Source organism: uncultured Legionella sp. (assembly GCF_937871865.1).
Taxonomy (GTDB): Bacteria; Pseudomonadota; Gammaproteobacteria; order Legionellales; family Legionellaceae; genus Legionella.
This window is the reverse complement of sequence record NZ_CALMPD010000254.1, coordinates 1-6,043: the sequence shown is the minus strand read 5'-3', so window position 1 is coordinate 6,043 and position 6,043 is coordinate 1. Positions and strand designations below refer to the sequence as shown.

The window sequence follows — 6,043 nt, the reverse complement described above, 5'->3', positions numbered from 1 at the left end:
TTTTGAATTATACACAATGGGCTTTACCTTTAAAAATTTTTGGTATGAATGCTTTATTTGCATTTATTTTTCACGTTATGCTCTTGAAGCTGCAGTTTGCTGCTCATTTTGGTTTAAGTGATGGTACTTCAGGAAATTTGAAGTCCAAAATTACCGAGACTTTATTTGGCATGTACAGTAGTTCCAATGCAGCATTATTTTATTCTCTTACTTTTATATTACTGAATTTCCTGGTGGTAAGTTATTTATATAAACGAAAAATATTTATAAAGATTTAAGCGTGGAGTTAATTAATTTCTCTTCTGAATAAATGCAGCATACTTCCAATCCTGTGCTGATACTCCTTCTCCATTTTCAGGAAAAGGAGTTGCAAGCATAAATAATTATTCGTCATTATCTCTTGCTTCAAGCAAATCCTGAACGGGTTTTGGAAGTATTGACCGCACTTTTTTAGTAAGCATGACTTCATTTTTTTGCCAAATAATGCCTAAATAGATGATACCAAAACCAATGGCGGTGAGGGCCACAGGGAAGAGGTAGCTTAAACTGAATACCTGAAAGGCAAGATAACCTAAATAGAAACAGCACCCCAGTGCACCGAAAATAACGAAGACCTTTCTGCTGAGGATGACTCCAATTAAAATCATGAGCACATTGATACACATGTATAAAAATTTGGAAAGCTCGCTGTCTGAATGTTGACTGGTTAACCCACCCCAAAACGCGATAACACCAAATATATAAAGCCAAAATGCATAATCAGCGGTTTGGCTCGATCTGATATCAACCCAAAAGGCTATCAATAAAGTAACTAAGCCAAAATACATGGACACCAAGGCGCTTAGCTCATAAGTATAGTGTTCTCCACCAAGCATAGAGGTTAGATCCATGGACATATACCAGAATGTTACGGCAATAGGCATAATCATAAATGGATAGCGGTAAATCCAGGCTAATATAATTCCAACAGCAAGAGTGCCTAACTCCATGAAAATCCAATGCCATTTTATATAGGTATGGTAATCTCGGTACACAGTATCATCTGGCCACCAACCCATCCCTTTCTGAAAACCATATATTGCCAGTGGAGTCAGACAGATTACGAACGTGGCACAGATGCCAGCGGGTATGTTGTATCCCTTTTCATCTAATGTGTGGGTTAAGGCAATGCCCAGAATTGCATACGATAGCGATAAAAATAATATTCCCCAACCACCATACATTTCCCAGCCCAGACTCATAAATAATGTCATAGCGCAAATGGCTATGAGTCCACCAAAATAATAAAGAACATTAGTTAAATTAAAACTGAGGCTTTGTTCGGGGAGCTGTTTTACAAAATCAATAAGTTGTTCGGCTTGTTCTTTGGTTATTATCTTGGCATCAACCGCTTTTTCCATCATGTTCCGCGATATTTTCATTGTAGCTCCGTATGATGCAGAGGATTTTCAATATTCAGGAAATTTTCTTTCTTCCTGGAATCTTAATAGGTTACCGATGCATTATCTAACCACTTCATATCATTATAGTTATCGATTTTGTAATGATACAAATTAAATGATTTTTGTGAATCAAATTTCTATCGATTTATAATTTCTTCTTTGGGTCCAAAAAGGGATAAAGGTCATCAACGCGAGGAAGAGGCCTCCGGAAAGAGCATAGATTATTTGCGAGTTAAACTGTAAGGAGGGTGGTGGTGTGAGGCTGACCAAGAGTGCTGTAATCACGCCAAAAAGACCTAATCCTGCTGGAGTCATTATTTTAAATTGAGTTGCAAAACGGGATGGAATGACCAGGCGGATTGCACTAATAAATAGCAGAAGATACATGAGTAAATTAATTTGGGTGGCTGCATTAAGCATGATCCAATATGACGCATTGATTGATGGTACTATTAAAAATAAAGTGCTGATAATCGAAACACACAGTGCCTGGAGTATAAGTAATCTGGCTGGAGCTTTGTTTTTGTTCACTTGAGTCAGTCGTTGATCCAGAAATCCTTCTCCAGCAGCAAATCCTAAACCTTTTATTGGAGCGATTAGCCAGTTGTTTGCAGCACCCATGCAGCCTAGAGCAATTAAACCGTTAATAATAAAAGCGAGTTCTGGACAATGCATTTTATTAAAAAATAACTGAATTAGTTGAGGAATACTGCTGATGAAGCTTAGTTGTTGGGGTGGAATAATCATTGCCAAAATCAGGGAGCCAAATAACATGGAAAAAAATATCATAATCACCGAGATGACAACTGCTTTGGGAAAGGCTCGAGGTTGGCTGTCTTCTGCATGAACTGCTGCTAATTCGATGCCGCAGAATGAAAGAATGATCGCGGTAAGTGATGTCCATGAATAAGAGCTGGCTTGAGGAAGAATGTTGTGATCTGTTGGAGTTTGAGTGAACCACCAGTAAAAGCCCATGGCGATAATGATACTGAAGGGAACTAATAACCCAGCGATGGAACAAAAAGAATTAAAACGGCTGGATAATTGAATTCCTTTTAAATTAATCCAGGTTAGCCCCCAAATAAGGGCAATAATAACGAGGAATAATAATCTTTTATTATCTACTAAGTCAGGAGATATGCTGTAAAGAAGAGTTCCTGCAATAAAGCTGAGTAGTGTCGGATATATCAAGACATTTTGTACGCACTGAAACCAAATAGCTAAAAAAGCAGATTGCTTACCTAATCCTTTTTTAACCCAGCCATAAACCCCTTGTTGGGATTGATTGGAAAACCACATCGATATAATTGCACAAGGGATTAGAAAAAATAATAACGCCAACGAGAAATAAAGAAATAATTGACTTCCAGCTAAAGCTGCAGCGGGTAAATTGCGGATGCTGTCTACTGAACATACAGTGATTAAAGTAAGGCTAAATACAGATAATTGTTTTTTCATTAAAATCTCAAAGACAGACAGCTTAAGCCGCCATCAATTTTTTTGAATTCACTGACATCCAATTCAATAATTGGATATCCCAGATTGAGTATTTGTTTTTTTGTGTTTGGATAGCCCTGAGCAAGTAATACTGTGCCATTAATCATAATGCAATTCGCTGCGTACTCTTCTTCTGGGCTAATAATAATTTGTTTTAAATGATTAAATGCCGGGTGATTAATTAATTCACCACTGACTAATACATACCCTTGATCCAAATAACTCACGCCGGTTTTCAGATGAAGAAATTCATTGAGTTGCACTGTCGAGGCTGAATAATCTTTTTGATTTAAATGACGAATCATTTGTTGTGCGCCTTCATTATTAGTTCTGGCGGATAATCCAATGAAGTAGTGATTATTCACGTTTAAAATATCACCAGCCTCCAAAGTTCCAGGGAATTCAATTTGTGCAACCTGTTCTTTATAAAATTTCTTGACTGTTAGTTCAATTTCTTTGACTTCGTTTTGTCGGGAAATGGCACCTGGCCTGGTTAGTATTGCCAGGTGATTGGTTAGTAGCGCAACATCCTCTACAAAGCAGCTGTCAGGAAATGCCTCTATTGCAGGAAGCACCGTCACTTCTAATCCACATTGAGATAATGCATTAATATAATTTTGATGCTGTATTAACGCTAATTCATAGTTGGGTTGACCAAGACCTGTGGCAGTGGTTAAGCCATGAATCAATGACGCTGGAGGTGTGCGGACTAAGGCATTTTGAAACATGGATTGATCCTGATTTGAAGCTGATTTAAAAAAATATCTTATCATAGTTCCTAATTGGTTAAACAGTAGGTCTGAGATGAGATTATCTGAATTTTATTGGATATTATTTATTTTAAATCTACAAAAGTGGGTATTTAATATTTGATTAATATTCGTACAGTATAATTCAGGCTTGTTTCTTAATTTTGTCCATGGTTGAACCCTGAATGCCCCCAAATTTTTACCCTGAAGCCATTTATTACTTTGAACAATTAATGAGTGAGCTTATATCATTAAAAGCTGAATTTAAAATTGAAAGAAAGGCGATGCGCCAATTATTGCCTAATGATCCAGAAAATAAATACGTTACAAGGGAACAGCAAGCACCTTATATTGCGCGATACATAGAGGAGGATGCGTTATTTACTGATGGTTATGATGAAGTACTCGATGGCACATATAATTTTGTATTAACCTGTGAGGAAAATCCTCTCCTTCTTTGCAGTGAAGAGCTTCATCATTCCTACCTTGCCAATGGGAAGAAAGTTTTAGGTGTAGGAACTTTATTCTTCGAACAAGGCAAACTTACGATAATTACCAATAACAGTGGCCATTATCGGCCAACTGACAATGAATTGTTGCCAGCAATCAAGGCACTCTATAGTGTCAGTAAAGGAACATTAATAAAATATCGAAGTTTCTGCAGTTCCGTAGTTGAATCCTATCCTGTTACTGAGCTTTTAGATATTGATAACTTTGATACAGTACGTCCTCTCTCCTGGTACGAAGACATACTTCCGGCTTCGGGTAAAAGAATAGTAACTGATTATGAACAAACGATAGGATGTGGTTCTGCTGACGCCCGATTTGGTAAAGTTTTGAGTCAGGAGCTAAATTGCAAATACAGCAAACTCCTCGAAACTGGTAATGCTTTCTTTAGTAATTCACTTTTATCGAGTGATGACGCAATTACTAAGTCTGATATTGACGCTGAACCAATGGATGAGGAAGTGGGTATTAATGAGAACTTATTAATCAACGGTTAAATGAGCGTTTTTATCCTTTTTTATTGGAGTAGTCAGGCGATTGGAGTGTGGATTTCGTTTAAAAACATGGGTATTCTTATTTTTTACCCACTGGATTTCCTCTGATGTCTGATTATAAATATGATATTGTTTTGCTCACTCAAAAGGATTACGTAGACCCGCCGGAGCTTAATCCTTATATTCAGAATGTACTGACAGAAGATGAGTTATTAACTCACGCTTTAGAGAAAAAAGGACTTAAAGTCGCACGAACTTTTTGGGATAATAAGGTATTCTCCTGGAATGATACTCGATTTGCGCTTTTTAGAGCTACTTGGGATTATTTTCATCGCTTTGCAGAATTTCATCAGTGGCTTGAACAACGAGCAAAGGAAACTCAATTTATCAATCCCTATTCTATTATTCGATGGAACATGGATAAGCATTATTTAGGGGTATTACAGAGCAGGGGAATTAATATTCCTCCCACCCTTTTTTTAGAGAAAGGAGATAGACGTAAATTAAATCATCTGATGCAGCAGACTGGTTGGAATAAAATCATATTAAAACCAGCAATTGCTGGAGCAGCTCGCCATACTTATTTGATTGATAAAGCCAATGTCGATGGGCATGAAACTATTTATCGAGAATTCATTGCTCATGAATCAATGCTGTTACAAGAGTTTCAAGAGCATATTGTATCCAGAGGAGAGGTTTCGTTCATGGTCTTTGGTGGTAAATACAGTCATTCGGTATTAAAAAAAACGAAGCAAGGGGATTTTCGAGTGCAAGATGATTTTGGTGGTAGCCTGCATCCCTATACTGCTTCAACGGAAGAAATTGCTTTTGTTGAACTGGCTATTGCTCAATGTGATGAAGTTCCTGTTTATGCTCGTGTGGATGTTATGTGGGATAATAACAACAAGCTTTGCCTTTCTGAATTAGAACTGATTGAACCCGAACTTTGGTTTAGAAAAGATGGCGCTGCTGCTGGTGCCATGGCTGATTCTGTATGCGCCTATATCAAGCGAGTTGACGCTAAAAATGCACAGAGTGTGGACTTTCAAATAAGTTGATTATCTGGCTGTTTTTGATGTTTCTGGAGTAGTTTGTTTTCTTTGAGACGTTTGATTGATACAGGGGTTGGGATATTGAGATATGGGATTTTCCCTCTCCCCAGCCCTCTCCCGCGCTCATACTGTTACTGCTTTTGACGTACGTTCGCGGGCGAGGGAGCTTTCGGTGATGAAACGGGTTTTGGAGTACTATTTGAATTTTATGATTTCAGTCGCTCGGGAGGATGCTGATGACGAATCAAATCTTAATTAGCTGCAACGAACAAAGTAAAACTCCCTAGCCCCGCAAGGAACAT

General features: G+C 37.8%; 5 protein-coding genes and 1 pseudogene. 3 read left to right on the top strand and 3 right to left on the bottom strand.

The genetic code is table 11. The annotated features are described in order from the left end of the window. Positions 1-278: pseudogene (locus tag Q0495_RS13555) on the top strand (DUF5009 domain-containing protein); the annotation flags it as partial. Between the two features lie 105 nt (positions 279-383). On the opposite strand, the gene Q0495_RS13550 reads toward Q0495_RS13555, so the two are convergent. From Q0495_RS13550 to Q0495_RS13540, 3 genes are all read right to left on the bottom strand, one after another. Continuing rightward, positions 384-1,421: a DUF2157 domain-containing protein gene (locus tag Q0495_RS13550; protein ID WP_298627233.1), complete on the bottom strand. Its 1,038-nt coding sequence runs from the start codon at positions 1,419-1,421 to the stop codon at positions 384-386. 150 nt (positions 1,422-1,571) lie between these two features. Then, positions 1,572-2,900 (bottom strand): APC family permease, encoded by a 1,329-nt coding sequence (locus tag Q0495_RS13545; protein ID WP_298627232.1) that lies wholly within the window; start codon positions 2,898-2,900, stop codon positions 1,572-1,574. Then, the gene (locus tag Q0495_RS13540) at positions 2,900-3,667 is read right to left on the bottom strand and encodes a dimethylarginine dimethylaminohydrolase family protein (RefSeq protein WP_298627231.1); all 768 of its coding nucleotides are present in this window, start codon (positions 3,665-3,667) and stop codon (positions 2,900-2,902) included. The genes Q0495_RS13545 and Q0495_RS13540 overlap by 1 nt, the downstream gene beginning before the upstream one ends. A 206-nt stretch (positions 3,668-3,873) precedes the next feature. Here Q0495_RS13540 and Q0495_RS13535 point away from each other — a divergent pair, with 206 nt between their 5' ends. Beyond that, positions 3,874-4,692: a hypothetical protein gene (locus Q0495_RS13535; protein ID WP_298627230.1), complete on the top strand. Its 819-nt coding sequence runs from the start codon at positions 3,874-3,876 to the stop codon at positions 4,690-4,692. A gap of 104 nt (positions 4,693-4,796) precedes the next feature. Then, the gene (locus tag Q0495_RS13530; protein ID WP_298627228.1) at positions 4,797-5,747 is read left to right on the top strand and encodes a hypothetical protein; all 951 of its coding nucleotides are present in this window, start codon (positions 4,797-4,799) and stop codon (positions 5,745-5,747) included. Positions 5,748-6,043: the final 296 nt, after the last annotated feature.

Coding starts and splice junctions, on each gene's coding strand:
- Q0495_RS13550 (WP_298627233.1), bottom strand. CDS start 1,421: ATGAAAATATCGCGGAACATGATGGAAAAAGCGGTTGATGCCAAGATA.
- Q0495_RS13545 (WP_298627232.1), bottom strand. CDS start 2,900: ATGAAAAAACAATTATCTGTATTTAGCCTTACTTTAATCACTGTATGT.
- Q0495_RS13540 (WP_298627231.1), bottom strand. CDS start 3,667: ATGTTTCAAAATGCCTTAGTCCGCACACCTCCAGCGTCATTGATTCAT.
- Q0495_RS13535 (WP_298627230.1), top strand. CDS start 3,874: ATGCCCCCAAATTTTTACCCTGAAGCCATTTATTACTTTGAACAATTA.
- Q0495_RS13530 (WP_298627228.1), top strand. CDS start 4,797: ATGTCTGATTATAAATATGATATTGTTTTGCTCACTCAAAAGGATTAC.